This window comes from Micromonospora sp. NPDC051296, from assembly GCF_040682255.1.
Lineage (GTDB): Bacteria > Actinomycetota > Actinomycetes > Mycobacteriales > Micromonosporaceae > Micromonospora > Micromonospora craterilacus.
This window is the reverse complement of the sequence record NZ_JBFBAO010000063.1, coordinates 1-24136: the sequence shown is the minus strand read 5'-3', so window position 1 is coordinate 24136 and position 24136 is coordinate 1. Positions and strand designations below refer to the sequence as shown.

The following is a 24136-nucleotide window of genomic DNA, read 5'->3' as shown; positions in this document are numbered from 1 at the left end:
AAGGACTTCATCATGCGCGGCAACGTCGTCGACCTCGCGGTCGGCGTCGTCATCGGCGCCGCGTTCACGGGCGTGGTCACGCAGCTCACACGCGCCGTCGCCTTGTGATCCAACCGCGGGACGTCCACCTAAGTGACACGCCAACCTCGTGTTCCCCCAACACTTCGAAGACACCTCAGGCGCTGTCCGATGATCGTGTGGGGCGCCTGGAGCCGCTGGGTCGCCCGCTTCGAGGGGTACGGCTCGTGCCTACGACATCGCCCGGCTCACCGCAGGGTGAGCCGGGCGGCAGACGCAACGGTGCGTGTCCGGCTGCGGGCTGATGCGATTCAGCGCAGTGAGTTGATGTCGATGACGAAGCGGTAGCGTACGTCGGATTTGAGCACCCGCTCGTACGCCTCGTTGATGGCGTCGGCGTCGATGACCTCGATTTCAGGGGCGATGCCGTGCTCGGCGCAGAAGTCGAGCATCTCCTGCGTCTCGGCGATGCTGCCGATGCTCGACCCGGCGAACGAGCGCCGATTGCCGAACAGCGAGAACACCTGCACCGGCAACGGCTCCGACGGCGCGCCCACGCTGACCAGGGTTCCGTCGAGGCGCAGCAGCGACAGGTACGCGCCCATGTCGATCGGTGTGCTGACCGTGTTGACGATCAGGTCAAAGGTATTCGCCAGCGTCTCGAACGTCGCCGGGTCGCTGGTGGCGTAGAAATGCTTGGCGCCGAAGGCCAGTCCATCGTCTTGCTTGCCGAGCGTCTGTGACAGCACGGTCACCGCGGCACCCATCGCCGCGGCGATCTTGACGGCCATGTGCCCGAGACCGCCCATGCCGACCACGGCGACCTTCTTGCCCGGCCCGGCGCTCCAGTGCGCCAGCGGCGAATAGGTGGTGATGCCCGCGCACAGCAGCGGCGCGGCTGCCTCGTGCGGAATGGACGACGGCACGCTCAACACGAAGTCCTCGTCGACGACGATGTGCGTGGAATAGCCGCCCTGGGTGACAGTGCCGTCGCGGTCGAGGCTCGCGTAGGTCTGGGTGTTTCCCTTCAGGCAGTACTGCTCCTGCCCAGCCCGGCAGTTCTCGCACTCGCGGCACGAATTGACCATGCAGCCGACCCCGACGCGGTCGCCCACGGCGTGCCTGGTGACCTCGGCGCCGACCTCGGTGACGTGACCGACGATCTCGTGGCCGACGGTGAGCGGGTACGGCACCGGACCCCAGTCTCCGCGCACCGTGTGGATGTCGGAGTGGCAGATACCGGCGTAGCTGACCTCGATGAGCACGTCGCGCGGCCCCACGTCACGGCGCTTGATCGTGGTGCGCACGAGCGGGTCAGTGGCCGAGGTGGCGGCGACGGCGTTGACGGTAGGAATGGTGATCTCCAAGCATTAGCGCTGCAGGGCGAACGAGCAATCGTAGTTTGTCCTCGATGACCAGGACGACGTCGGTGCCGACATCCGGAGGTTCGGGCGGCATGGTCACGATCGAACCGAGTGATATCAGTCCGGCGGCCGCAGCGAGCATCAGTTTCATGCCGATGGTCAGGCGCATGTCACGGCCGCAGCAGGGTCTTGATGGCGCGGCATCCGTCCATCGCCCGGTAGCCCTCGGCCGCCTGTTCCAGCGGCAGGTCCAGGTCGAAGGCCCTGCCCGGATCGATCGTGCGATCGCCGATCAGCTCCATCAGATCGGGCAGAAACCGGCGTACGGGCGCGGGACCGCCGTGCAGATGCAATCGGACGATCAAACAGGCGATTCACCAGCTTTCGCCCGCAGTGCGGCCGGTGGCTGTCGTGCGGTGCCGATACGGTGCTGGCATGGTCACCGTCGCCGACGTCCGGGCGCTGGCGCTCACGCTGCCCCGCACCACCGAGCACCTGATCCGCGACCGGGTGAAGTTCCGGGTTGGCGCGATCGTCTACGTGGCGTTCTCCCGCGACGAGACGACTATGGGTTTCGGCTTCCCCAGAGAAGAACGCGCCGCCCTGGTCGCCGCCGAGCCGGAGCTGTTCTTCCTACCGGGTGCGGCCGACTTGCGTTTCCAGTGGGTCTGCTGCCAGCTCGACCGCCTCGAACACGACCGCATGGTCGAGCTGGTGAGCGAGGCGTGGCGGATGGTGGTGCCGAAGTTCCTTGCCCGTCAGCGACTGGGCGGGGTCTGATCACTGATCTCCAAGTCCCGGAACCATGTCGAGCGACGAGCGTCCCATCCTGTCATCGGCTACCGCGAGCGGCTGGCTATGTCCCGGAGGTCGTGTACGCGGCAGGTAGACCTTGCGTCGCTGGGCCGTCGGCGAACGCGGTTGAGGGCTTGGTATTGCGTAGATCCACGATGATGCTGCCACGGGAGTCCGCCGGCGGAGCCCATGGCGGTGGCGGTATTCGCATCGGATGGATTGGGGTCGGGATTGCCAATCGACTTGGACGAGGTGCGGGTGTGGCGACTGGGTCTCGCGTCGAGGGTCCTGGCCGGACTACTGATCGGCGTTATGGCCGTAGCGGTGGTGATGTTCTTCGTGTGGACCGACGGCGACCTGCGCGTGGCGCTCGCCATCGCGGTGCCATACGGCTTGTTGGCATTCTTGTTGTGGCGTCGCACATTCCACCCTCGGTTGTCCGCTGGTCCGGAAGGACTGACCCTGCGCAGGGAGTGGCGTACGATCCGCGTTCCTTGGTCGGCGGTGGTGCGATGCGATGCCGGCTATGACGGAATTACCATCATCTGCGCTGACGGCAGCTGGGTGGTAGCTCCCGGGCCGCAGAAATCGAACCTGAGCCGCTGGCTCGGGCGTAAGACCCAAGCGGACGACGTTGCTGCCTACCTCGAACGGCGCGCCCGTGAGCACCAACAGGAGATCGAAGCGAGTGGCATGCCGGGCGAGTGACGACCTGGATGAGATCAATGCGCCGGTGTTCGGCGACGCTCCGATCCGCCACGAATCCAGACTGACGTTGCGAAGCGATTTGAACGTCGTCTTCAGCTGGAGCTACCTCGCTCACCGATGGCGCGGAGGCTTCCGGCATGTTGTCAGGGTGGGGTGGGCTGTTCGTCGGGATGCCGGTGCGAGCGTCTGGTGTCGGCGACCGCGACAAGAAGTAGAACGATGGCGGCGCCGCCGGCGACGGCCAGCGGTGGGACAAGGGTCAGCGGCGCGATCAGGGCCACGAGGGCGGCGATGCCGGCAGGGCGGGACAGGGAGACGCGGGCGTAGACGACGTACTCCAGCACGGAGCGGCCAACGAGGAAGATGGCGGGCCCGGCGAGGATGACGGACGACCAGGTGAGGGGGGTGTGCATGCCGGGGTGCTTCTCGACCAGGTCGTGTCCCAGGCTGGTGGTGATAACCCCGAGGATCATGACCAGGTGGGCAAGGCCGGCGATGCGCCCGGTGTGGGCCGGGTGCGAGGCGGCCTGGACCGCGTCGTCGACCAGCTGACCGGCGACGTGGAAGTACAGGCGCCATAGCAGGACGGTGGTCAGGAACGCGACGATCAGTGCGGTGATCCGGTACGGGCTGGCCGGTACCTGGGTGAAGGCGACGCCCACGGACAGCAGTGGCTCACCGAAAGAGATCATCAGCAACTGTTGGTAGCGCTCGGCGAGATATCGGGCAGCCGTCGCCCACAGGTTCGCCAGGCCGGCGCCGAGTCGGGGTACGGGCCAGCCGCGGGCGTTCGCGACGAACTCAACGAGTATTGCCAAGGCCCACAACGCCGGGCGGACGGTCCCGTGGTGCAACGCGCCGATCAGCCACGGGACAGAAACGACCGCGTACCAGCAGAAGGCCCGTAGATACGCGGTACGCACCGCGGGCGCCGTGGCGAGGAGACCGATCACCAGGGTCCGGCCGGCCTGCATGAGGACGTAGGTGCCCGCGAACGCAATGGCACGCCCGTCGAAGGCCGACGACACGCTGACGCCGAAGACCAGCACACCGAACACGCTGCCGATGACGCACCCTTGCACCGCGGGTCGGCGTGGATCGAACTGGGCGGTGATGTACGTGGTCAATGTCCAGACCCGCATCAGTGGCAGAAACAGCAGCACGCTCTGCCCCAACACCACCCAGCCTGACGGGCCGGGCACCTCGGCCAGCGCCTGTTCGACCAGCCGGCTGAGGATGAACACCATGGCCAGGTCGAAGAACAGCTCAACGAACGTCGCCTGCTCCGCCGCGCCCTTCCGGAGCAGCGATTCCCGGTCCCAGCGCCCAACGTTCCTCGTCACCACCCGGATAAACCCAGGCGTCGACAACGAAAACATTGAAGACGGACAGTCACCCGACCGGCTCATGCAGCCGAACACGCTGCCTTCCCGGCAGACGGGCCAGTAAACTCTCGACGTGGCGGCCGCTACCACACCGGCTCCCGAGACTGATGGCCGCGCACCCACCGGGTGCGCGGCCACGTCTGCACCATGGACGGCTACGCGCCGCCGGCCGTCAGCGTCACCGTCATCGGCTTGAAGTTCGCCCCGGTCACGTCGACCCCGGCGGACTTGGCCTGGTCGAGCGCCTTCTGCATGTACTCGTTGGTGTAGGCCAGCCCCTCGGGCTGATTCTTCAGCACCGTGTCACCGACCTGATTGCGGGTCTTGAGGGACAGCTCGACGGTTCGGTTCCAGTCCGCCTCGTCGACCAGCCCGAACCCGTTGGTGGACGGCCAGATCAGCTGGTTGACCTCGTTCATCTGCCAGAGCTGGTGGCTCTTGCCGAGCTTGGAGCCCTTGGCGACGACCATGTCCCGGCAGGCCTCGGCGTTGTCCCGGCAGAAGGCCCAGCCCTTGAGCGTGCCGGCCAGGAACTTCACGGTGGTGTCCTGGTAAGCCTTGTCCTTGAGTCGTTCCGTGCTGGCCCAGACCGAGTCCTGCAACATCGAGGAGCCGACCGTCTTCCAGTCGATCACCGTGAAGTCCGTCGGGGTGTAGAGCTTGCCGGTGGCCGGGTTGGTGGCCTCCAGCAACTGCGCGTACTCGTTGTAGCTCATCGCCTGGGCGACGTCGATCTCCTTCTTCAGCAGCGCCTGCATGTCGAACTGCTGCTGCACCAGCGTGACGTCCTTGCCCGGATCCAGGCCGGCGGCGGTCATTCCGGCGAACAGCTCGAACTCGTTGCCGAAGCCCCAGTTGCCCACCTTCTTGCCCCGGAAGTCGGCCGGAGTCTTGATGTTGCTGTCCGCGAACGCGACCTGGTAGGTCCCCGACCGGGCGAAGATCTGGCCCACGTCGGTGACCTGGGCGCCCTGCTCGCGTGAGGCCAGCGCCTTCGGCACCCAGGCGACCGCGTAGTCGGCCTTGCCCTGGGCCAGCACGGTCTGCGGGACGATGTCGACGGCACCCTCCAGCAGCTCGACGTTGAGCCCCTGCTCGGTGTAGAAGCCCTTCTCCACCGCCGCGATGTAGCCGGCGAACTGGGCCTGGAAGAACCACTGCAGTTGCAGCTTCACGGTGGTGACGCCGCCGCTGGCAGCGGCGCCCGGTTCGGCGGGGTCGGCGGTGCCGCAGCCTGCCAGCAGCAGCGCCGCGGACACGATGGCGGCCGGCACACTCACACGGATCGAACGTGGTCTCACTCGGGTTCCTCCAGAATCCAACGGGGGGCTGGCTGGTGGTGGTTCAGAGGGCCGGGCGGGTCCGCCACGGCATCAGCAGACGTTCGAGCAGCAGCGTGCCCAGGTAGAAGACCAGGCCGAGCAGGCAGGCGCCCACCACGAAGGCCCAGGCGCGGGGGTACGCGGTGAATGCCGCGGCCGAGGTGATCCGGGCGCCGAGGCCGTCCTGGAGACCACCGAAGTACTCGGCGACCACGGCGGCGATGACGGCCAACGAGGACGCCTGACGCAGTCCGGTGAAGACGAACGGCAGCGCCCCGGGCAGCCGGACCAGGCGCGCGAAGGTCCAGCCGCCGGCGGCGTAACTGGCCATCAGCTCACGGTGCGTCGGGTCGACCTCACGCAGACCGCGCAGGGTGTTGAGGAAGACCGGGAAGAACACGATGATCCCGGCGACCAACCGGCGGGGCACGCTGCTGGTCGAGTCGAACATGTTGTTCAGGATCGGTGCCAGCGCGATGATGGGCAGCGCGTTGAGCACCGCGGCGAACGGCACCGACACCTCGCCGAGGAAGCTGAAGCGGCTGGCCAGCATGGCCGCGAGCAGCGCCACGAGGGTACCGGCCACCAGGCCGACCAGGGCGTTGGCGCCGCTGGCCAGCGCCGCGTCGAGGACGTTGCCGCGCTGCTCTACCAGCTGGTCCCAGATCGCCGAGGGCGCCGGCAGGATGAACGGCGCGATCCGGCCGAGGCTGACGGTCAGCTCCCAGCCGACCACCGCGAGCACCCCCACCAGCACGGGGGGCGCGACGACACGGAGCCGGCCCGAGGCGCCCCGGGTCGCCGCCGCGCGGTTCATCCGTCCACCGCCGAGAGCGCGGTGTCGCCACGCAACGCGCGGCGCACCCGGGTGATCGCGTCGAAGAACTCGGGGGACTGGCGCCCGGCCTCGTCCCGTGACGGAAGCGCGACATCGATCGACGCGGTGATCCGGCCCGGTCGGGCCGACATCACCACCACCCGGTCGGAGAGGAACACCGCCTCCGGGATCGAGTGGGTGACGAAGACCGTGCTGGTGCCGGTGCTGGCGCAGATCTGCAACAGCTCGCCCTGCAACCGCTCTCGGGTCATCTCGTCCAGCGCGCCGAAGGGCTCGTCCATCAGCAGCAACGGCGGGTGCACGGCCAGCGCGCGGGCGATGGCGACCCGCTGCTGCATGCCGCCGGAGAGCTGGGCCGGGTAGTGCCCGGCGAAGTCGGCCAGCCCGACCAGCGCGAGCATCTCCTCGGCCCGGGCCCGCCGTTTGCTCCCGCTGGTCCCGCGCAGCTCCAGCGGCAGCTCGACGTTGCGGCGTACGGTGCGCCACTCGAAGAGGCCGGCCTGCTGAAAGGCGATGCCGTACTCCTGGTCGAGGCGGGCCCGCCGGGCCGGCTTGCCGGCCACGGTGACCGTGCCGGTGGTCGGCTCGATCAGATCGGCGATCAGCCGCAACAGGGTGCTCTTGCCGCAGCCGGACGGGCCGATCAGCGACACGAATTGTCCCCGTTCGACGGTCAGCTCGACCTTGGTGAGAGCGACCACCTCACCGGGGTTGCCCTGGTTGAACACCTTCGAGACGTGCGCGATGCTGACCGCCGTCATGCCGGGTCTCCCACTCCACTCCGCCCGGCGCGCACCCGCGCCGGCCTCGCCTGGCTCCGGGCCGCCACAGGGTGGTCCTGCACCCGCCGGCGGTGCCGCATCAACGGCAGCTCCAGCAGGCTGACCAGGCCCGCCACGACGAGGCCGAGCAGCGCCGCGCCGAGCATCGCCGTGTAGACCTTGGCCGGGTCCGAGGTGGCCTCCCGGGAGTACTCGATGACCAGCCGGCCGATGCCGCCCCGGGTACCGGTGGAGATCTCGCCCACCACCGCACCCACCACGGCGGCGGCACCGGCCAGTCGCAGGGCGGGGAAGAGGTACGGCAGCGAGGCCGGCAGCCGGAGTTTGACCAGGGTGCGCCACCAGCCGGCCGCGTAACTGCGCATCAGCTCCACCCCGGCCGCCGTCGGCGACTGCAACCCGCGCAGCATGCCGACGGCGACCGGGAAGAACGCCAGGTACGCCGCGATCATGGCGACGGTCATCCAGTCCTGCCACGGGTACGCCCCGAACGACAATCCGCCACTCCACCCCGCGACCAGCGGCGCGAGCGCGACCAGCGGCACCGTCTGGGAGAGCACCACGTAGGGCAGCAGGCCGCGCTCGACCACCCGGAAGCGCTGCATCAGCACCGCCAGCACCAGCCCGAAAAGCCCACCGGCCAGCAGCCCGACCGCGGTGATCCCGAGGGTGAAGACGGCCGCGTCCAGCACCACCAGCCAGACCGGGCGGCCACCGGTCAGCTCGGGCCGGGCCAGCCGGCCCAGCACGTCGGTGACGTGCGGCATCGACAGGTCGTCGGCGCGGGGGAGCAGGCGTACCCCGAACAGGCTGCTGCCGTCCGGATTCCCGACGGCCTTGTAGCCCTCCCAGAGCGCCACGCCGAGGGCGAGGCCGCCGAGTGTCCCCAGCGCCAGACGGACCTGTCGTCTCACCGGGCGACTGCCGGGATCACGTGCTCGCCGTACGCGGCCAGGGTGGCCTCCTTCGCGTCGTGTTGCAGGTAGACGGCGAACTGGTCGACGCCCAGCTCGCGCAGCTCGGCCAGCCGCTTGAGGTGGTTCTCCACCGGCCCGAGCAAGCAGAACCGGTCGATCACCTCGTCCGGTACGAAGTCCGCGTGGGTGTTGCCGGCACGGCCGTGCTCGGCGTAGTCGTAGCCCTTGCGTCCCTTGATGTAGTCGGTCAAGGCGGCCGGCACGTCACCGCCGGTGCCGTAGCGCTCGACGATGTCCGCGATGTGATTGCCGACCATGCCACCGAACCAGCGGGTCTGCTCACGCTGATGCGCCAGGTCGTCGCCGACGTAGGCGGGGGCGGCGACGCAGAACTTGATCGCCGCCGGGTCGCGCCCGGCCCGCTCGGCCGCCGTGCGGACCGCGCCGATCATCCAGGCGGCGATGTCCGGGTCGGCGAGTTGCAGGATGTACCCGTCGCCCACCTCCCCGCTGAGCGCGAGGGCCTTCGGCCCGTACGCCGCCACCCAGACCTCCAGCCGGCTTTCCGGTGCCCAGGCGAACCGGAGCTGTCGATCGCGGAGCGTCACCGACTCGCCGCTGCCCAACGCCCGGATCACCTGCACGCACTCGCGCAGCTCAGCCAGCGTGGTCGGCCGTGAGCCGAGCACCCGGACCGCCGAGTCGCCCCGGCCGATTCCGCAGATCGTCCGGTTGCCGTACATCTGGTTGAGGGTCGCGAAGTGGGAGGCGGTGACCGTCCAGTCCCGGGTGGCCGGGTTGGTCACCATCGGCCCGACGATCACCCGCTCGGTCTCGGCGAGGATCCGGCTGTAGATGACGAACGGCTCCTGCCAGAGCACGTGAGAGTCGAATGTCCACACGTGGCTGAAGCCGGCCATCTCGGCCTTCTTCGCCAGCTCCACCACGTCACGGGCGGGTGGGTCGCACTGCAGGACGACGCCGATGTCCATATCTCTACCGCACCTTCGGGAAGCCGAGGTCGACCTGGGAGGTGGCCGGGTCCGGCCAGCGGGAGGTGATCACCTTGGACCGGGTGTAGAACTGGATGCCGTCCGGCCCGTACATGTGCAGGTCCCCGAAGAGCGACGATTTCCAGCCGCCGAAGCTGTAGTAGGCCACCGGCACCGGTATCGGCACGTTGACGCCGACCATCCCACAGACCACGTCGTACTGGAAGCGTCGGGCCGCGCCGCCGTCGCGGGTGAAGATGGCCGTGCCGTTGCCGTACTCGTTGTCGTTGACCAGTTTCAGCGCCTCTTCGTAGGTGTCCACGCGGACCACCGAGAGCACCGGGCCGAAGATCTCGTCGGTGTGCAGCGGCGATCCGGGCGGAACCCGGTCGACCAGCGAGGCACCGAGGAAGAAGCCCGGCCCGTCGGCGAGCGGCGCGTTGCGGCCGTCCACCACCACCTCGGCCCCACCCGGGTCGGCGAGGTAGCCGGCGACCCGGTCGCGGTGTTCGCGGCTGATCAGCGGACCCATCTCGGCAGCCGGGTCGGTGGCCGGGCCGACGTTGATCCGGCCGACCCGGTCGCTGATCGCGCTGACCAGCGGGTCAGCGACCGAGCCCACCGCGACGACCACCGAGATGGCCATGCACCGCTCGCCGGCCGAGCCGTAGCCGGCGGAGACGGCGGCGTCGGCGGCCGAGTCGACGTCGGCGTCCGGGAGCACCACCATGTGGTTCTTCGCCCCGCCGAGCGCCTGCACCCGCTTGCCGGCGCGGGTGCCGGCCTCGTAGACGGCCTTCGCGATCGGGGTCGACCCGACGAAACTCAGCGCCTGCACGTCGGGGTGGGAGATCAGCGTCTCGACCGCCTCCCGGTCGCCCTGCACGACGTTGAACGCCCCGTCCGGCAGGCCGGCCTGGCGCAGCAGGTCGGCCAGCAACAGCGAGGCCGACGGGTCCTTCTCGCTCGGCTTGAGCACGAAGGTGTTGCCGCAGACCAGGGCGTTGCAGAACATCCACATCGGCACCATCGCCGGGAAGTTGAACGGCGTGATGCCGGCGACCACCCCCAGCGGCTGACGGATGGAGTAGACGTCCACCCCGCCTGCGGCCTGCTCGCTGTAGCCGCCCTTGAGCAGGTGCGGGGCGCCGGTGGCGAACTCGATGTTCTCCAGGCCGCGGGCCACCTCGCCGTCCGCGTCCGCCGCGGTCTTGCCGTGTTCCAGGCTGACCAGGGCGGCGATCTCCTTGCGGTTGGCGTCGACCAGCTCACGGAAGCGGAACATCACCTCGGCCCGGCGGGACAGCGACTGCGCCCGCCAACCCGGGAAGGCGGCCAGCGCGCTGGCCACCGCCGCGTCCGTCTCCGCCGCGGTGGCGGCCACCACGGTCGCCTGTTGCTGCCCGGTGGCCGGGTCCCAGACCGGCAGCCGGCGGGTACCGGTGCCGGCGACGGTCACGTTGTCGATCCAGTGCCTGATCTCGCGTGCTTCCGGCGTCATCGCTGCCCGCCCCTCAGACCAGGTAGTCCGACAGTCCACGGGGCACGTAGCGCCCGTGGCCGGCCCGGCCGTGGTAGGTGTCGCCGGAGACCAGCACGGTGCCCCGGGAGATCACCGTGTCGACCTTGCCGGCGATCTCGTAACCCTCCCAGGCCGAGTGGTCCATGTTCATGTGGTGCGTGTCGACACTGATCCGGGTACGGCCCGCCGGGTCGTAGAGCACGATGTCGGCGTCCGAGCCGGGCGCGATGACGCCCTTGCGCGGGTAGAGGCCGAACATCCGGGCCGGGGTGGTGGCGACCGTCTCGACCCAGCGCTGCAGCGACAGCTTGCCGTCCACCACACCCTGGTAGAGCAGGTCGACCCGGTGCTCGACACCACCGATGCCGTTGGGGATCTTCGAGAAGTCCCCGACGCCCAGTTCCTTCTGGTCCTTGAAGCAGAACGGGCAGTGGTCGGTGGAGACCACGGCGAGGTCGTTGGTGCGCAGACCGCGCCACAGGTCGGCGCGGTGCGACTCGTCGCGCGGGCGCAACGGGGTGGAGCACACCCACTTGGCGCCCTCGAAGCCGGGCGCGCCGAGCTGGTCCTCCAGGGTCAGGTAGAGATACTGCGGGCAGGTCTCGGCGAAGACGTTGCGTCCCAGGTCACGGGCGGCGGCCACCTGCTGCAGCGCCTTGCTGGCGGAGAGGTGCACGATGTAGAGCGGACAGTCGGCGGCGACGCTGGCCAACCAGATCGCCCGGCTGGTCGCCTCGGCCTCCAACGCCTCGGGACGGGTAATCCCGTGGTGGATCGGGTCGGTCTCACCCCGGGCGAGGGCCTGCTGGACCAGCACGTCGATCGCCGGGCCGTTCTCGGCATGCATCATGATCATGCTGCCGTTCTCCCGCGCCCGCTGCATCGCGCGCAGGATCTGACCGTCGTCGCTGTAGAAGACGCCCGGGTACGCCATGAAGAGCTTGAAGCTGGAGATGCCCTCGCTCGTGACCAGTTGGTCCATCGCCTTGAGCGAGTCCTCGTCGACCCCGCCGAGGATCATGTGGAAGGCGTAGTCGACGTGGCAGTTGCCGGCCGCCTTGGCGTGCCAGGCGGCCAGCCCGTCCTGGACCACCTCGCCGGTGCGCTGCACGGCGAAGTCGATGATGGTGGTGGTGCCGCCGAACGCCGCCGCCCGGGTGCCGGTGTCGAAGGTGTCGCTGGCGAAGGTGCCGCCGAACGGCAGCTGCATGTGGGTGTGCGCGTCGACCCCGCCGGGGATGACGTACTTGCCGGTGGCGTCGATGGTCTCGACGTCCTGCGGGCCCCGGCCCGGCGCGAAGATCGCGGCGATCGTCTCGCCGTCCACCAGCACGTCGGCCGGGGTCGCGCCGGTGGGACCGACAACCGTCCCATCCTTGATCAGCAGAATGCTCACGGCCGCACCGTCCCGGTCTCGATCAGTGGCGAGGTCACGGCTTCACCAGGCTCTCGTACGCGTCCGGGCGGCGGTCCCGGTAGAAGGCCCACCGGTCGCGCACCTCGGCCAGCAGCCCCAGGTCCAGGTCGCGGACGATCAGCTCCGGGTGGTGCGCGTCGCCGACCTCGCCGACGAAGTTCCCCTCCGGGTCGACGAAGTAGGACGTGCCGTAGAAGTCGTTGTCGCCGAGCTCCTCGATCCCGGTGCGGTTGATCGCGCCGATGAAGTACTCGTTGGCCACCGCCGACGCCGGCTGCTCCAGCTTCCACAGATAGGACGAGAGGCCCCGGCTGGTCGCCGAGGGGTTGAAGACGATCTGGGCGCCGCCCAGCCCGAGTGCCCGCCAGCCCTCGGGAAAGTGCCGGTCGTAGCAGATATAGACGCCGACCTTGCCGACGGCGGTGTCGAAGACCGGAAAGCCCAGGTTGCCGGGGCGGAAGTAGAACTTCTCCCAGAAGCCGTTGACCTGCGGAATGTGGTGCTTGCGGTACTTGCCGAGGTACCTGCCGTCGGCGTCCACCACGGCGGCGGTGTTGTAGAGCACGCCGGGCTGCTCCTGCTCGTACATCGGCAGCACCATCACCATGCCCAGTTCGGCGGCGAGGGCCTGGAACCGCTCGGTCGTCGGACCGGGGATGGACTCGGCGTACTGGTAATAGGCCTTGTCCTGCACCTGGCAGAAGTACGGCCCGTAGAACAGCTCCTGGAAACAGATGACCTTGGCACCCTGCGCGGCGGCCTGCCGCGCGTACTCCTCGTGTGCCTTGATCATCGATTCCTTGTCGCCTGTCCAACTGGTCTGGACGATGGCGGCCCGGATCACGTCTGCCACGGTCTCCCCTTCCTGTGGTCGTCGGCGCACCGGCGGCTTGGCTTCCACGTGGCCAGTCAGGAGGACTCCGGCCGCTGACCTTGTTCGGGATCGGATTGCGTAGGACACTAGCGACACAAGTCGATGCGGACAATCGGCCAAATGTTTCGGAGCTGTAAGATGCTCGAACTCATCGCGGGCGCAGTGGACGATCGCAGCGCCCGGGGCATCGCCGCTGCCGTCAGCCGGCTGGTCAGCGCCGGGACGCTGCCCTCCGGCGCGCGCCTGCCCACCGTCCGCGACGTGGCCCGCGAGCTGGGCATCAGCCCCACCACGGTCAGCGAGGCGTGGCGCAGCCTGGCCCGCGCCGGCGCGATCCAGACCCGCGGCCGGTCCGGCACGTTCGTGCGTACCCCGGCGCTGGCCCGCCGGCCCCTGCGCTACGCGCAGCTCGGCGCCACGGCCGGCCCGGCCGCGACCGGCGGTGGCGCACCGGCCTACGACCTGTCCACCGGAGTACCCGACTTCGACCTGCTGCCCAGCATCACTGCCGCACTGGGGCGCATCGGTGACGCCCGACTCACCAACAGCTACCTGGACGAGCCGGTGCTGCCCAGACTGGAGGCGGTGCTGCGCGAGCGGTGGCCCTTCCCGCCACCGCAGCTCACCGTGGTCGACGGCGCGCTCGACGCGATCGACCGGGTCACCGCCGCGGTGGTGCGCTTCGGCGACCACGTGCTGATCGAGGATCCGGCCTTCCCACCGCTGCTGGACCTGTTGGAGACGGTCGGTGCGACCGTGCTCGGGGTGCCGCTGGACGCTGCCGGCCTGCGCCCGGACGCGCTCGCCGAGGCCCTGCGCAGCTGCGCTCCGGTCGCCCTCTATCTCCAGCCGCGCGCACACAACCCGACCGGAGTCAGCATGACCCGGCGTCGGGCCGACGAACTGGCCCGGGTGCTGGCACGCCACCCCGGCGTCACCGTCATCGAGGACGACCACGCTGGCGAGATCGCCAGCGCGCCGCCGGTGAGCCTGGGCCGGCGGCTGCCCGAGCGCACCGTGCACGTCCGCAGCTTCTCCAAGAGCCACGGTCCCGACCTGCGGCTGGCCGCCCTCGGCGGGCCGACGGAACTCGTCACCGCGGTCAGTGACCGGCGGTTGCTCGGCCCCGGCTGGTCCAGCCGGCTCCTCCAGGCGGTACTCCTGGAGCTGCTCACCGACCCGGCGACCGTCGCCCAGGTCGAGCACGCCCGCGACGAGTACGCCCGCCGCCGCCGGGCCCTGCTCGCCGCGCTCGCCGCCCGCGGGGTGGCCGCGACCGCCGCAGACGGCATCAACCTCTGGATGTCCGTGGCCGACCAGCAGGTCGCCATGCTGACCTTGGCCGCGCACGGCATCGCGGTCGCCCCGGGTGCCCCGTTCGAGGTCAGCCACCTGGACACCGATCACGTCCGGCTCACCGTCGGGCTGGTGCGCGACGGCTACGACCAGCTGGCCGATGTGCTCGCCGAAGCCGCTGGCAGCCCGCACCGGGGCAGCGGTGCCCGCACCCGGCCGCACCCGCGCGGCTGGCGCTGACGGCGCCGTGTTCCGGCGCGGAATGCTGCTCCCGCCGTCACAGCTTGCTCTCAGCGTGACCGACTACCCTCTGCAGCCTTATGGATGATCTTCCGCACCATAGTCCGTGGCCCCTAGTCGTCCCGGCCGCCCGTACGGCCGCCGTCGCGCGACAGGGGCTGACCGATGTCTGAATGGATCCTGCTGGGGATCGGGCTGATTCTCACCGTCGGCACCGGCATGTTCGTGGCCTCCGAGTTCGCGTTGGTCAACCTCGATCGTGGCGAACTCGAAGCCCGTCAATCCCGTGGCGAGAAACGGCTCGGCCCCACGATCGCCGCACTAAAGATCACCTCAACGCACCTGTCGAGCGCACAGCTCGGCATCTCGTTGACGACACTGCTCACCGGCTACACCTTCGAACCAGCCGTCAGCTCGCTGTTGGCCAATCCGCTGGGCGCGGTCGGCGTACCGGATCCGGCGGTGCCCGCGATCGGCGCGGTCGTCGGCATCCTGCTGGCGACGCTGTTCTCGATGGTGATCGGCGAACTCGTACCGAAGAACTTCGCGCTGGCGGTGCCGCTGCAGACCGCGAAGTTCGTGGTGCCCTTCCAGGCGCTGTTCACCACCGTGCTCAAGCCGGTGATCCTGCTGTTCAACAACACCGCCAACGCGGTGATCCGGGCGTTCGGCATCGAGCCGAAGGAGGAGCTGTCCGGTGCCCGCAGCGCCGAGGAACTCAGCTCGCTGCTGCGGCACTCGGCCCGGGCCGGCGTCCTCGACGCGGACCATGCCACGCTGCTGGACCGCACCCTGCGGTTCTCCGGGCACGACGCCTCCGACGTGATGACCCCCCGGGTCAGAATGGCGGCGGTCGACTCCTCGGCCACCGCCACCGAGATCATCCAACGGGCCACCGCCACCGGGCTGTCCCGATTCCCGGTCATCGGCCGGGACGTCGACGACATCATCGGGGTGATACACGTCAAGCACGCCTTCGCGATCCCGCTGCCCGAGCGCGGCGGGGTGCGGGCACGTGATCTCGTCATCGAGCCGGCGCGGGTACCGGAGACGATGCACCTCGACGTGCTGCTGCCCACGCTGCGCGGCGGGGGCCTGCAGTTCGCGGTCGTCTACGACGAGCACGGCGGCACCGCCGGGATCGTCACCCTGGAGGACCTGGTCGAGGAGATCATCGGCGATCTTGAGGACGAGCACGACCGGGCCCGCACCGTGATGCTGCGCCGGGGCCGGTCGGTCTACTTCGACGCCTCGCTGCGCCCCGACGAACTGTTCGAACGGGCCAGGATCGTGGTTCCCGAGGACGACGAGTACGACACGGTCGCCGGGTTCGTCACCGCCCGCCTCAGCCGGTTCCCGAAGGTCGGTGACGAGGTCGCCATCGAGGGCGGCCTGCTGCGCGTCGAACACCTCAACGGTATTCAGGCCGACCGGCTGCGGTTCGTCCCCACCGAGACAGCCGGCAGTTCCGGGGCCGACCGTAGCGCCCACGACCGCCAGGAAGAGACGATCCGGTGAGCGAATACCTACCAGGCATCATCTGGCTCGTCGTCCTGCTGGTCGTCAACGCCTTCTTCGTCGGCGCTGAGTTCGCGGTGATCTCCGCCCGCCGGTCCCAGATCGAGCCGAAGGCACAGGCAGGCAGCCGGGCGGCCCAGACCACGCTCTGGGCGATGGAGCACGCCACCCTGATGCTGGCCACCAGCCAGCTCGGCATCACCGTGTGCTCGCTGCTCATCCTGAACGTCTCCGAACCGGCGATCCACCACCTGCTGGAGATCCCGCTGGCGAACACACCGCTGTCGCCGGACGCGGTCACCGTGCTGGCGTTCGTCGTCGCGCTCGTGTTGGTCACGTTCCTGCACGTGGTGTTCGGTGAGATGGTGCCGAAGAACATCTCGTTCTCGGTACCGACCCGGGCGGCGCTGATCCTCGCCCCGCCGCTGGTGTTCGTCGCCCGGATCTTCAAGCCGATCATCTGGAGCCTGAACGGGATTGCCAACGGCATCCTGCGGCTGTTCCGGGTAACCCCCAAGGACGAGGCCACCAGCACCTACACGCTGGACGAGGTCGCCACCATCGTGGCGCAGTCGACCCGCGAAGGGGTCCTTGTCGACGACACCGGCACCCTCACCGCCGCCGTCGAGTTCACCGCGAAGACCGCCGGCGACGTGGAAGTACCCCTCGGCGACCTGGTCGTGCTGCCGGCGACCGTGACGCCAGCCGAGATCCAGCGGTCCGTCGCCGAGCACGGCTACTCCCGCTACCTGCTCACCGACAACGGTGAACCAAGCGGATACCTGCACATCAAGGACGTCATGGACCTGACCGGCGACAGCTACACCAGCCCGGTACCGGCCAAACGCATCCGCCGGCTCGCTGTCGTACGCCGCGACAGTGAGCTGGAGGACGCCTTGGCCATGATCCGCAAGAGCGGCGCCCACGTCGCCCGGGTCCTCGACGAGAATGCCGACACCACCGGCGTCATCTTCCTTGAGGACATCGTCGAAGAGCTCATCGGCGAGGTCCAGGACGCCACCACCCGCTGACCCACGGATCACCTGTGCGGGGGCACGCTTTGCTGCCCCCGCACAGGAAGACCCGGGCGCTTCATCGCCAGCGGCGGCAGCCAGGGCCAATGAGGGCCCCGGCGCACCCGCGGGCTACCAGGGCTGGAACCGGGTGCCGGCCGGATGCGCTCGGCCGCACAGCTTCGACCCGGAGACCAAGGTGTTAATGGCCGACGGCAATGGGTGGCTCAAGATGCGGGACGGCCGGAATCCGGTGCCGGACGAACCGTGACTCCGGGGCCACACTCACTTGAACTGCCGAAATTTGAACCATGCCGGACGCGGATCCTCGCTCGGCCTTGGCAGTTGCCTTGCCGCGTCCATGTCACGGGCCTGCACGGGCACCGAATCCCCTGCCTGATCGGCTTCCCCTGGCGCGTGGGGCCCCAAGGACGCCACGGCGATCACCGCCACGGGCATCGCGATGAAGAGAACGGCGAGATCCGACCAAGGAAGATCTTCGTGCCACTGGCCGATCATGACCTGGAACAGCGCCAGTGTGGAGCAGGCGACCGCGACCCCCGCGGCGAGCATGAGCCTTTCCGCCCGGCGCCGCCCGTTGTTGAAGGGCTGCGCCTGCAGGAGGAACGGAACGATCGCCGGGCTGGCGAAGGCGGCTGGCACGGTGATTCGAGCCCAACTGTCAGGCACGAAATCCGATGCGTAGGCCAGCCACCATGCGACACCGCCGATCACCCAGAGCGACGTCATGATCGTCGACGGCGGAAGGCCAGCGGCGGGCCGCCCGAGCCCGGCTGCGACCAGTGTCAGCCCCAGCAGCGCCATCATGAAGACCCAGAACAGCTGCGGGGATGCCGCTGCCCCACCCCACAACCACGGTGCCAGCCAGGCGAACACGAACAGCCCCGCGTACGCCATCCGCCGCGTCTTTTGGCGTAGGAGCAGGACTGTCGAGACGACACCGACGAGGACGACGCCCGCGTCGAAGTGATCATCGAAGCCGAGGCTCAGCACCTTCAGCACGACGTTCACGATCCTGACGTAGGTATCGGTGACCTCCACGCCGAAACCGGAGAAGCGGCCCGCCAGTGCGGCCTGCGCGCCGATGGCGGCCGTCCCGCTCAGCAACCAGGCGCCCAGAAGAGCAAGAGATCGACGCCTCGGCGAGGAGTTCCGGGTCACCCGTCCGGCGGCCCAGATGAGCAGAACGAATAGCACCGCACCACCGAGCATGACCGGAACGCCGATCAGGGAAGCCACAGCGCCGGTCTGGCTGCTGATCGCCCCGACGATCAGACGCGGGCCGAAGAGCAGCAGAACGACGACCAACCCGATCGTCTGCTGCTGCCGGTCGGGAACGTCTACATCACGGGCGAACGACAGCAGCAGCACGCCGACCACGGCCATCACACCGGCATGAACGAACGAGGCGGGCCGGAAATAGCCGATTGCTTCGACGGTCAGGTAGACCACCGCAGAGATCATCGCGAGTGCTGCCAGCACGGCGGTCCAACGTGGAGACCGTGCCACCCGGCGGCCGAACCATCGTCCGGCGTCCACAGTGCCCGTCACACCGGCGACTGCCAGCCAAATCAGCAGCAGGCCACCGCCGCTGATCGCCGTCCCCGTCAGCACGTTGAGCGCCACCGGACCGTACGCCACCTCAAGCTGAGGCATCATCAGATGGACCACGGTGGTCGCCGCGCCGACGATGTACGGGCCCGCCGCCGCGTGGCTGGTTAACCACCGGTGATCGCGTGGCCGCACCGCAAGGATCGCGCAGCCGAGCGCAGCCCACGACGCCAGGGCGAAAGCGACGAAGATCAGGCCGTAGCCGATCAAGCCCAACCCTAGCAGCACGTGTGCGGCCGTCTGCGTGTAATAGATCGTCAGCAGGGTTCCGTACGCGACGCTGAACGCGACGACCACGACACGACCGACCCGGGCTGACGCGCCTTCACTGTCTAGCGCGTAGGCAGACATCGCCGAGCCCACGGAAAGCCCCACGAGTGCGATGAGTCCGGCAAAGGAGGCGCTTGTCGCCAACTCCGGGTTCAGCAGAAACCCCGTCCAACCCAGCACGGGATCCGGGCTCGGAAAGCGATCCCACAGCACCACGCAGGAGATGTATCCCGCGACAACCGCCAGGCCTGCGGCCCAAAGACTGACAACAACGCCCCGCGGAAGGCCTGCCACGGTCAGGCTGTGCCTGCGCCACCATCTCGCAAGTGCATCGCGTCGGTGCGCGCTAGACGAGAAGAGTACGGACACAGATCCGAGGATCGCAGCGCGAGATATGGTTCGGACATTGCCGGATCGGCGGAGGCCGGACGGACCAGGCTGCGGGCGTTGATGCCGTAGCGGTCGGTCGCCGCCGCCGAGAGGACCAGCACACCGCAACCGGCCCCAAGCGTGTGGGCTGGCGAGCGCTGCGGTGCGCAGCGACAGACGCGTCGGGGCGTGGGAACTCAATCGTCCGTAGCCCACACGTGTCGTCACTGTGGGGACAGCGAGCCGTCCATGGCCATGTACGGACGTTGGACAGCCGTAGGGCGAACCCGACCTTCTGGCACCCACATGGCCGGCTTCGCCGGGCGCGGAACCGCTCGCGGGCAGCCGCCGCCCAGGACCGCCTTTCGGTGTCGTCGCTCGTCGCTATCGCTTCCCAGCCGGGCGTTCGAACACCCCGCGGTACTCGCCATAGCCCTCGTGCTCCAGGTCGTCGCGCCGAACGAACCGAAGCGCCGCCGAGTTCATGCAGTAACGCAGTCCGCCGGTCTCGATCGGACCGTCGTCGAACACGTGCCCCAGGTGGCTGTCTGCGTGCGCCGACCGGACCTCGGTACGCGTGACGCCGAGGCTTGTGTCCTGGGCCTCGACCACGTTCGTCGGTGCGATGGGCCTGCTGAACGTCGGCCAGCCGGTGCCGCTGTCGTACTTGTCGACAGAGGCGAACAGAGGCTCGCCGGACACGACGTCGACGTAGAGGCCCGGTTCCTCGTTGTCCCAGTACTCATTGTTAAACGCTGGCTCGGTCGAGGCTTCCTGGGTGACCCGGTACTGCTCAGGCGACAGTCGCGAAATCACCTCAGGGCTCTTTCGATAATCCTGTGACACCATACGTTCCTCCCCGGCCGAGCCGTTGGGCACGATGGGCCCGGTGTTTCCGGCCCACATGCGTCGCGACCGGGTACCCCGCCTGCGGTGGATTACACACGCTCGGCGGTGGGGGTGATCGTGGCTTCGGCGGCGGCGATGGCGGCGTCGGACCGCCGGTGACGCAACTCGGCCGGTAGCACCGCCAGCGCGATCAGCGCGCCGAGCAGGCCGGTCGCGGCGAAGCCCCAGGCCGGCGCGGAGGCATCGATCACCGCCCCGGCCAGCGGGGCGCCGAGCGCCAGCCCCACCACCATCGCCGAGCCGTGCAGGCCCATCGCCTCACCCCGTACGCTCGCCGGCACCAGCCGGCTCACCGCGTCGGCGGTGGCGGCTACGGTCGGCGCGGTGAGCGCCCCGGACGGCAGCAGCACCAGGGCCAGCAGCCACCATTCGCCGCTGCCCAAACCGGCCGGAATGGTGACCAGACCAAGCACCACGGCAAGGCTCAGCGATGGCACCGGGCGGGCCAGCGCACCGTAGGTGAAGCCGCCCACCAACGAGTACGAGGCCCACAGCGCCAGCACCACACCGGTCCAGTCGACCTGACCGGCGTCACGCAGCACCGCCACCACCGCTACATCGGTGCCGGCGATCACCAGCGTGCTGGCCGCGCCACCGGCGAGCAGCCCGAGCAGCCGTGGAGTCAGCCACTGCCGACGCGGCAGCGGCTGTGCCGGAGTCGTCTCCTCGTCGCGGGCCCGGGTCGGCGGGTTGAGCACCAGCAGAGTGAGTCCGGCCAGCACGATGCCGCCGCCGACGGCGTACATGGTCGAGGTGGGCGAGACAGTTGTGGAAAGGGCCACCGCCGCCGCCGGCCCGATCATGAAGCTGAGTTCGACCGACATCGAGTCCAGCGCGTACGCCTGGCGGCGCTGGGTCGGCGGGACCAGCGCGGCGACCGACTGCCGGATCACGGAGAAGACCGGGAGGGCGAGCAGCCCGCCGACGAACGCCGCGCCGAGCAGCACCGGGTACGGCAGGACCGGCGCGGTCCCCCAGAACAGCGCCGAGACCGCCGTGGTCAGCAGCAGCATCGGCCGCAGGCCGCGCCGGTCGACCAGCCTGCCGAGCAGTGGCGCGCCGAGCGCCGAACCGACCGTCATCGCGGCCCCGACCAGCCCGGCGGCGAAATAGCCGTGGCCCAGATCGAGGACGTGCAGCGTCATCACCACCGCGGTGGCCGCCACCGGCACCCGGGCCAGGATCGCGACCAGCAGCAGGGGCCGTAACCCCGCCAGCGCGAGCACGTCTCGGTAAGGCTTCAGATCCAACACGGTCCGTACCTCCCGGGCCATCCTGACCGTCCCGATGACACGGCCACAGAGAGTGGCGTCGATGGTCCGTCTGTCACGCCGGTGGTCGGAGAAACAGTTTGGGCGTGCGGCCGACGGTATTCCTCGCCCGGCGGCCAGGCCAGCCTGCCTACGCCCAACATCAACAGCCTCAGGGGTCCGTCCTGCCAAGACGATGGCCATCCCCTAGGAGAAGTGGAGGAGGCCGCCCTACCGCGCTTCAGGGCTGCACCAGGATCCTCAATGGGACTCTCGGCAAGAGGGCAGGCGCCAGTCAGGTGCGGCTCCAGGCCTGCCACTTCGTGATGTGCACCACAGTTAGTCACGCCTTCTGGCCTTGGCGATCGGCGCCTGACGCCATCGCCGGCCACAGATCCCACAGGGCCCTGTCATAGACTGCGAGGGTCTCGCGAAGGGCTCCGTCGGCGAGAAGCATGACCTCGACCCGCGAAGCCTCGTTCGACGCGATGGCGCTGCGCAGCTCCTCCGGCGGGTTCGCGGCAAGTTCAGCCGTGTCCAACGGTTGTGTGCGGTGCTGACGGAACAGTGTGTTCGCGGCGTCGAAAAGCCGTTGAGCGCTCACGAGGTAACGCGCATATGTTTCCCGTCGGGTTGCCCGGAGCTCTCGGTCGGCTACGAAGCGTTGTTCCAGGCGGAGACGCTCCTGTTGCCATCGATGGGTGGGAAGCGCCGTCACCAGGCCAACCGTGGCGGTCAACGCGATGCCGCCGAGTGTCCCGACCACTGTCCACCATGACTCCATGGCGACAATCGAAACATTTACGATCACCGTGGTTGGAGGCGCAACGCGAACGCACGCGTCCGGTCCTGCTGGTTGGGTGGCTCAGCGCAGGCGGGTACGCACTACCAGGTCGTGCAGGGTGTCCACGGCTGCCGGGTGCGCGTGGTGGGGCAGTGCCGATGTGTCCCGGGCCGCTTCCAGCTCGGCGCGTAGCCGTGGGACGTCGGTGGCGAGCTGCTCCGCGGCGCCTGCGGGGAGCGGTCCATGCTCGGCTTCCCGCTTGGCGGCGATGAGGTCCGGCACGTACGCCATCCGCGTTCCGAGCACACCGAGGTCCGTCTCCAGGCGGCCGGTGCGCATCAGGTGGATTCCGGTGAGCAGAACCCGCAGCGTGTACAGGGCGGGTTTGAGCTGTCCGGTCTTGGCGTACAGCCGCTGCTGGGTGGCGGCGAATCCGAGGTAGTGGTGCGCGTGGTGGCGGGTGATCAGTTGCGGGGCCAGAGACGTGAGTTCGGCGTGTACGGGGCTGGTCACGACGACCAACGGTGACAGTAGCTGCTCCAGGGCGTACCCGTTGCGGCTGTTCAGCAGCTTGGCGAACTTCAGCAGGTCATGGCTGACCACGTCCAGCTCGACACCGTCGCGTACGCCGGTGTGCTGCAACGTCTGCGGCCCGGTGCGTAACCCGACCACCTCGGCAGGCGACAGCAGGTGTGCGGCGCGCAGGTCCAGGTCGGAGTCGACGGACGCGAACCCGTACAGGTGGGCGCCGCTGACGGTGGCGAACAGCAGCGGACGGGGCAGAGCCCGGGCAGCCTCTGCGGCCCACGGTGGCACCTCGGTGGTCACTGCAGGTTCCTCTCCCGTACGGCGGCAAGCAGCCGATCAACGGCGTCCCGGTCGGGCTGTTCCGGCAGCGCGGTGGCGGCGTCCGCGTCGGCGAGCTCGGCGAGCAGGTCCGCCGCCCAGGCGGCAACCCTGTCCCAGGGCAGTTCGCCGCGCCGCACCGCGAGCAGCTTGTCGCGCAGGTGCCGCACGTCGACCAGGATTTCCCCGGTACGCAGCACGTGCGCCCCGGCGACCAGCAGCCGGATCATGTGCATGGCCTGCTTGTGGTTCGTCTCGCCGGTGCGCTCGCGGCGGGCCGCCACCCGGTCGAGCTGGTCCCGGGCGTAGCTGCCGTACGTCTCGGCCACCCGCCTCGACAGGAACGCCCGACGCGCCGCCAGCAACTGTTGCCCGTCCACGGTGATCGTCTCGATCAGCGGGGACCAGAGCACCTCCAGAATCGTCGGGTTGCCTTGCAGGGCAAGCACGCACAGGCGCTCGAACTCCCAGGAGAACTGCTCCGCCGCCGGCCCGTCGAGGTGGGTGGGCGGCTTGTCCAGACGCCAGAACGCGCGGGTCGGTGCAACGAACACACCACGGCGGTCATAGTCGGAAGCCGGGCCATGCAGCCCGTACGCCCGTGACCCGACCACAACAGCGAGGACGGTATGCCGCTCGACAAGCTCGATCACGCCCGGCAACGCTACCCAAGGACCACCCGACACGCGTGATCTTTTTCAGGCAGACCCGGCCGCCGGACCAGCGGTGCGGCCCGCACCAGCGGGCACCGGGGTTGTGCCGTCTCGCCTACGGCGCGGGTTCCAGTACGACGACGGGGATCTGGCGGGCAGTGTTCCGCTCGTAGTCGGCAAAGCCTGGATACGCGGCCTTCTGCGCGCTCCAGATCCGTTCCCGCTCGTCCCCGACGGCAACTCTGGCGACCAACTCGACCTTGCCCGTACCGATCTCCGCCTGGACCTGCGGATGGGCGAGCAGGTTGTGGTACCACTTGAACCCCGTCGGCAGCGCCGCGCCGAGGGTCGGCCCCTCGGCGTTCGCCTCGTCGGTCATCCCCCACTCCGGCGGCGTGTTGGCCAGCCAGTCGGTGAGCAGC

General features: G+C 69.1%; 24 protein-coding genes and 1 pseudogene. 6 read left to right on the top strand and 19 right to left on the bottom strand.

Going from position 1 to position 24136, the window contains the following annotated elements; translation table 11 throughout:
* Positions 1 to 96 (top strand): annotated as a pseudogene (locus tag AB0M52_RS10050) (MscL family protein); the annotation flags it as partial.
* 233 nt (positions 97 to 329) lie between these two features.
* On the opposite strand, the gene AB0M52_RS10045 reads toward AB0M52_RS10050, so the two are convergent.
* The 3 genes from AB0M52_RS10045 to AB0M52_RS10035 are packed head-to-tail and all read right to left on the bottom strand — an operon-like array spanning position 330 to position 1684.
* Positions 330 to 1373 carry an NAD(P)-dependent alcohol dehydrogenase gene (locus AB0M52_RS10045; protein WP_363951380.1) on the bottom strand — a complete coding sequence of 348 codons (1044 nt, stop codon included), beginning with the start codon at positions 1371 to 1373 and terminating at the stop codon, positions 330 to 332.
* The gene (locus AB0M52_RS10040) at positions 1333 to 1551 is read right to left on the bottom strand and encodes a hypothetical protein (protein WP_363951372.1); all 219 of its coding nucleotides are present in this window, start codon (positions 1549 to 1551) and stop codon (positions 1333 to 1335) included. Before AB0M52_RS10040 ends, AB0M52_RS10045 begins: the two co-directional genes overlap by 41 nt.
* Before the next feature lies 1 nt (position 1552).
* On the bottom strand, positions 1553 to 1684 hold the full coding sequence (locus tag AB0M52_RS10035) for a hypothetical protein (RefSeq protein WP_363951369.1): 132 nt from the start codon (positions 1682 to 1684) through the stop codon (positions 1553 to 1555).
* A 133-nt stretch (positions 1685 to 1817) separates the two neighbouring features.
* Between AB0M52_RS10035 and AB0M52_RS10030 the strand changes: the two genes are divergently transcribed.
* Both AB0M52_RS10030 and AB0M52_RS10025 read left to right on the top strand, forming a co-directional pair.
* Positions 1818 to 2162: an MmcQ/YjbR family DNA-binding protein gene (locus AB0M52_RS10030; RefSeq protein ID WP_363951367.1), complete on the top strand. Its 345-nt coding sequence runs from the start codon at positions 1818 to 1820 to the stop codon at positions 2160 to 2162.
* 267 nt (positions 2163 to 2429) lie between these two features.
* A complete protein-coding gene (locus AB0M52_RS10025; protein WP_363951378.1) occupies positions 2430 to 2885 on the top strand; it encodes a PH domain-containing protein in 456 nt (151 codons plus the stop codon).
* Between the two features lie 143 nt (positions 2886 to 3028).
* On the opposite strand, the gene AB0M52_RS10020 is transcribed toward AB0M52_RS10025, so the two are convergent.
* The 9 genes from AB0M52_RS10020 to AB0M52_RS09980 all read right to left on the bottom strand — a co-directional run bounded on the left by AB0M52_RS10020 (position 3029) and on the right by AB0M52_RS09980 (position 12913).
* Positions 3029 to 4408, bottom strand: a complete 1380-nt coding sequence (locus tag AB0M52_RS10020) for a low temperature requirement protein A (protein WP_363951365.1) — start codon at positions 4406 to 4408, stop codon at positions 3029 to 3031.
* 17 nt (positions 4409 to 4425) lie between these two features.
* Complete coding sequence (locus AB0M52_RS10015; protein ID WP_363951363.1) at positions 4426 to 5550, bottom strand: ABC transporter substrate-binding protein; 1125 nt, start codon at positions 5548 to 5550, stop codon at positions 4426 to 4428.
* Positions 5551 to 5614: 64 nt separating this feature from the next.
* The gene (locus tag AB0M52_RS10010; RefSeq protein WP_363951361.1) at positions 5615 to 6409 is read right to left on the bottom strand and encodes an ABC transporter permease subunit; all 795 of its coding nucleotides are present in this window, start codon (positions 6407 to 6409) and stop codon (positions 5615 to 5617) included.
* Positions 6406 to 7191 (bottom strand): ABC transporter ATP-binding protein, encoded by a 786-nt coding sequence (locus tag AB0M52_RS10005; protein ID WP_363951359.1) that lies wholly within the window; start codon positions 7189 to 7191, stop codon positions 6406 to 6408. Before AB0M52_RS10005 ends, AB0M52_RS10010 begins: the two co-directional genes overlap by 4 nt.
* Positions 7188 to 8126 carry an ABC transporter permease subunit gene (locus tag AB0M52_RS10000; RefSeq protein WP_363951357.1) on the bottom strand — a complete coding sequence of 313 codons (939 nt, stop codon included), beginning with the start codon at positions 8124 to 8126 and terminating at the stop codon, positions 7188 to 7190. Before AB0M52_RS10000 ends, AB0M52_RS10005 begins: the two co-directional genes overlap by 4 nt.
* Positions 8123 to 9121 (bottom strand): TIGR03842 family LLM class F420-dependent oxidoreductase, encoded by a 999-nt coding sequence (locus AB0M52_RS09995; protein WP_363951355.1) that lies wholly within the window; start codon positions 9119 to 9121, stop codon positions 8123 to 8125. Before AB0M52_RS09995 ends, AB0M52_RS10000 begins: the two co-directional genes overlap by 4 nt.
* Before the next feature lie 4 nt (positions 9122 to 9125).
* A complete protein-coding gene (locus tag AB0M52_RS09990; RefSeq protein WP_363951353.1) occupies positions 9126 to 10622 on the bottom strand; it encodes a CoA-acylating methylmalonate-semialdehyde dehydrogenase in 1497 nt (498 codons plus the stop codon).
* Between the two features lie 13 nt (positions 10623 to 10635).
* A complete protein-coding gene (hydA, locus tag AB0M52_RS09985) occupies positions 10636 to 12039 on the bottom strand; it encodes a dihydropyrimidinase (RefSeq protein WP_363951351.1) in 1404 nt (467 codons plus the stop codon).
* A gap of 34 nt (positions 12040 to 12073) precedes the next feature.
* The gene (locus AB0M52_RS09980) at positions 12074 to 12913 is read right to left on the bottom strand and encodes a nitrilase-related carbon-nitrogen hydrolase (RefSeq protein WP_363951349.1); all 840 of its coding nucleotides are present in this window, start codon (positions 12911 to 12913) and stop codon (positions 12074 to 12076) included.
* A gap of 141 nt (positions 12914 to 13054) precedes the next feature.
* Here AB0M52_RS09980 and AB0M52_RS09975 point away from each other — a divergent pair, with 141 nt between their 5' ends.
* The 3 genes from AB0M52_RS09975 (at position 13055) to AB0M52_RS09965 (ending at position 17019) form a co-directional block, all read left to right on the top strand.
* A complete protein-coding gene (locus AB0M52_RS09975) occupies positions 13055 to 14470 on the top strand; it encodes an aminotransferase class I/II-fold pyridoxal phosphate-dependent enzyme (RefSeq protein ID WP_363951347.1) in 1416 nt (471 codons plus the stop codon).
* 165 nt (positions 14471 to 14635) lie between these two features.
* Entirely contained in the window at positions 14636 to 15988 is a 1353-nt protein-coding gene (locus AB0M52_RS09970; protein WP_363951344.1) for a hemolysin family protein, read from the top strand.
* Positions 15985 to 17019 (top strand): hemolysin family protein, encoded by a 1035-nt coding sequence (locus tag AB0M52_RS09965; protein WP_363951342.1) that lies wholly within the window; start codon positions 15985 to 15987, stop codon positions 17017 to 17019. The genes AB0M52_RS09970 and AB0M52_RS09965 overlap by 4 nt, the downstream gene beginning before the upstream one ends.
* A 267-nt stretch (positions 17020 to 17286) precedes the next feature.
* On the opposite strand, the gene AB0M52_RS09960 is transcribed toward AB0M52_RS09965, so the two are convergent.
* The 7 genes from AB0M52_RS09960 to AB0M52_RS09930 form a co-directional block, all read right to left on the bottom strand.
* The gene (locus tag AB0M52_RS09960) at positions 17287 to 19119 is read right to left on the bottom strand and encodes a hypothetical protein (protein ID WP_363951340.1); all 1833 of its coding nucleotides are present in this window, start codon (positions 19117 to 19119) and stop codon (positions 17287 to 17289) included.
* Between the two features lie 537 nt (positions 19120 to 19656).
* Complete coding sequence (msrB, locus tag AB0M52_RS09955) at positions 19657 to 20121, bottom strand: peptide-methionine (R)-S-oxide reductase MsrB (RefSeq protein ID WP_363951375.1); 465 nt, start codon at positions 20119 to 20121, stop codon at positions 19657 to 19659.
* Between the two features lie 89 nt (positions 20122 to 20210).
* Positions 20211 to 21455 (bottom strand): MFS transporter, encoded by a 1245-nt coding sequence (locus tag AB0M52_RS09950; protein WP_363951338.1) that lies wholly within the window; start codon positions 21453 to 21455, stop codon positions 20211 to 20213.
* Positions 21456 to 21774: 319 nt separating this feature from the next.
* Positions 21775 to 22215: a hypothetical protein gene (locus tag AB0M52_RS09945; protein ID WP_363951336.1), complete on the bottom strand. Its 441-nt coding sequence runs from the start codon at positions 22213 to 22215 to the stop codon at positions 21775 to 21777.
* Positions 22216 to 22296: 81 nt separating this feature from the next.
* A complete protein-coding gene (locus AB0M52_RS09940) occupies positions 22297 to 23043 on the bottom strand; it encodes a nucleotidyltransferase domain-containing protein (protein WP_363951334.1) in 747 nt (248 codons plus the stop codon).
* The gene (locus AB0M52_RS09935) at positions 23040 to 23714 is read right to left on the bottom strand and encodes a nucleotidyltransferase domain-containing protein (protein WP_363951332.1); all 675 of its coding nucleotides are present in this window, start codon (positions 23712 to 23714) and stop codon (positions 23040 to 23042) included. The genes AB0M52_RS09940 and AB0M52_RS09935 overlap by 4 nt, the downstream gene beginning before the upstream one ends.
* Positions 23715 to 23829: 115 nt before the next feature.
* On the bottom strand, positions 23830 to 24136 hold a 307-nt coding region (locus AB0M52_RS09930), incomplete at its 5' end, for a nitroreductase/quinone reductase family protein (protein WP_363951330.1).

Excerpts from the sequence above, each read along its gene's own strand:
- AB0M52_RS10040 (WP_363951372.1), bottom strand. The coding sequence starts at position 1,551 with ATGCGCCTGACCATCGGCATGAAACTGATGCTCGCTGCGGCCGCCGGA.
- AB0M52_RS10035 (WP_363951369.1), bottom strand. The coding sequence starts at position 1,684 with ATGGAGCTGATCGGCGATCGCACGATCGATCCGGGCAGGGCCTTCGAC.
- AB0M52_RS10030 (WP_363951367.1), top strand. The coding sequence starts at position 1,818 with ATGGTCACCGTCGCCGACGTCCGGGCGCTGGCGCTCACGCTGCCCCGC.
- AB0M52_RS10010 (WP_363951361.1), bottom strand. The coding sequence starts at position 6,409 with ATGAACCGCGCGGCGGCGACCCGGGGCGCCTCGGGCCGGCTCCGTGTC.
- AB0M52_RS10005 (WP_363951359.1), bottom strand. The coding sequence starts at position 7,191 with ATGACGGCGGTCAGCATCGCGCACGTCTCGAAGGTGTTCAACCAGGGC.
- AB0M52_RS09995 (WP_363951355.1), bottom strand. The coding sequence starts at position 9,121 with ATGGACATCGGCGTCGTCCTGCAGTGCGACCCACCCGCCCGTGACGTG.
- AB0M52_RS09990 (WP_363951353.1), bottom strand. The coding sequence starts at position 10,622 with ATGACGCCGGAAGCACGCGAGATCAGGCACTGGATCGACAACGTGACC.
- AB0M52_RS09975 (WP_363951347.1), top strand. The coding sequence starts at position 13,055 with ATGTTTCGGAGCTGTAAGATGCTCGAACTCATCGCGGGCGCAGTGGAC.
- AB0M52_RS09970 (WP_363951344.1), top strand. The coding sequence starts at position 14,636 with ATGTCTGAATGGATCCTGCTGGGGATCGGGCTGATTCTCACCGTCGGC.
- msrB (WP_363951375.1), bottom strand. The coding sequence starts at position 20,121 with ATGGTGTCACAGGATTATCGAAAGAGCCCTGAGGTGATTTCGCGACTG.
- AB0M52_RS09950 (WP_363951338.1), bottom strand. The coding sequence starts at position 21,455 with ATGGCCCGGGAGGTACGGACCGTGTTGGATCTGAAGCCTTACCGAGAC.
- AB0M52_RS09945 (WP_363951336.1), bottom strand. The coding sequence starts at position 22,215 with ATGGAGTCATGGTGGACAGTGGTCGGGACACTCGGCGGCATCGCGTTG.